The sequence below is a fragment of the Hanamia caeni genome (genome assembly GCF_003721595.1).
Taxonomy (GTDB): domain Bacteria; phylum Bacteroidota; class Bacteroidia; order Chitinophagales; family Chitinophagaceae; genus Ginsengibacter; species Ginsengibacter caeni.
Genome location: NZ_RJJR01000044.1, coordinates 1 through 1975 on the forward strand (window position 1 = coordinate 1; position 1975 = coordinate 1975).

The following is a 1975-nucleotide window of genomic DNA, read 5'->3' on the forward strand; positions in this document are numbered from 1 at the left end:
TGAAGTTTTTATTGATGGCGGCGATTGTTATTACGAGCTGGAAGTAAACGCTATGAATACGGTATATGAAGTGTTTTTTATTTGGAAAGACGCCTTTACAAAAGGCAGCAGGTTTGATATTCCGCAATTTGATGTACATCATCCGCAGGCTTACACTTTCGGCGGCAACGCTGACCGAAGTGACACTACGTTTTGGAAAGGTACTCATCCCCGCGGTATCCGCTGGGCTTTTACTCATTTTGATATGCACGGATTGCAAACTGCCGTGATGATTGAGGGAACATTAAATGATAATTCTGACATTGATAAAGGATGGAGTCTGGAAATAGCCATTCCATGGAGCAGCATGCAAATTTTGGCGAATGGCAGAAGCATACCGCCTTCAAACGGTGATCGCTGGAAGATGTTTTTGGGAAGGTTTCAAAAATTAGTTCACTCAGGAACGGAAATATCACATCCCGCAATGGCACTGAACAGTCACGGTATTTATGATACCCATCTACCTGAAAGGTGGAGCAGTATTGAGTTTGTGGGGATAAAATAAAAAAAAGGAGAATTTGTGGGTTACATGTCTGACTTTATTTTCTACCGTTGAAACAGGTTACTTAAAAATCCAAAGTCATCTGCTCCGTTTCTCAGCAATGTCTCCGTCATCTATTTTCAAATTGAGTTTATTCCCATCGGGACATTGCGTAAATGAAAATACTGTTCTGCTTGTAAATAATAATTCATGAAAGCCTCACTCCTTTTTCTCTAAAATATTTTATTAATTTCGCTGTTCTTTTTTAAAGCTAACTACCTAATGAAAACACTTCGTAACACCCTCCCATTTTTTGCGGCTATCCTGTTGATAGCCATTCTATTCTCAAATTGTAAAAAAGAGGCTTTGCCATCTGCGAACAGGATCCAGCAGGGAAATACTACTATTGAGATCAATGCGATTTATCCGGGCAGCTATGTGCAGTTAAGGTATAATAATGTAATCAATGCGCCAATCAATGTAACCGTCACTTTTCACCTGGCAGACGGGCAGCAAAAAAATATCCCGGTAATGATCCCCGCGGGTTACAGGAAAATGGTGTCGTGGGGCGGCGATAACTATATAAACACATTGGATTATTCAGGCCATACGGATTCTACCGGCAATGATTCCACACCCATAGTAGATGGAAGCTGGGATGTATCGTCGGTGGAAATCACTGCGGTTAGTTGCCCTGATAAGGAATATGGATTTAAAGTGCTTACCGGTGCTGATGACTGGACCTTTTATAAGCCAACCGGGCCGCGAACAACGGTAAGCTTTATTGTCAACCAAGACACGGTCTCTTATTCGGATTATGATTTTAATACGGATGGTTGTCTTTACAGGAACAACCTGCAGGCGTACGGGTTTACCTTTTTCGCATACCGGGTGAGCCTATATTCTGCTATGGCCAGCTACCCGCTACAGGCGGGAATGACGATGGATATTCCTGCAATGGTTTATAAAAAGGAGAATTCAATATATTTCGGCAGCCAGCCTGACAACGTAGATTCGGCCTCCAACGGATCTACGCTGCAACTTACTGTTACTAATGTTACCGACACTCACTTTGACGCTACCTTTTCGGGCAAGCTGTGGTCGTCACGGCAAGCGGATACGCTTTTCATTTCTGAGGGAGATATAAAAAATGCTTTATTGCCGAAGAAGCTGGATCACTGATGGATGCTCAGAGTTACCAACCTTTAGAAGGTTGGCAACTCCTTATATAAAATTAACTTCAACATCTACTTTCTCAGCAATGTCTCCGTCATCTATTTTCAAATTGAGTTTATGCCGATCGGGACATTGCGTAAATGATGAATTCCTGGTTCGACCAGTTTGATACCTAATCAATCTTCCGGGCGCAACGTCCACACGATCTTTCCGGTAGATAAAAAATATTCCCGAAGTGAGACGTTGCTAAGAAAAAAACAAATCATTCCTCATAAATAC

Annotated in this window: 2 protein-coding genes; both read left to right on the forward strand. The window is 42.0% G+C overall.

Annotated elements, in window-relative coordinates:
- Positions 1 to 544: carbohydrate-binding family 9-like protein (locus EFY79_RS21235; RefSeq protein WP_123122769.1), on the forward strand; the 544-nt coding region annotated here is incomplete at its 5' end.
- Between the two features lie 258 nt (positions 545 to 802).
- A complete protein-coding gene (locus EFY79_RS21240; RefSeq protein WP_123122770.1) occupies positions 803 to 1702 on the forward strand; it encodes a hypothetical protein in 900 nt (299 codons plus the stop codon).
- The last annotated feature ends 273 nt before the right edge of the window (positions 1703 to 1975 follow it).

Excerpts from the sequence above, each read along its gene's own strand:
- EFY79_RS21240 (WP_123122770.1), top strand. The coding sequence starts at position 803 with ATGAAAACACTTCGTAACACCCTCCCATTTTTTGCGGCTATCCTGTTG.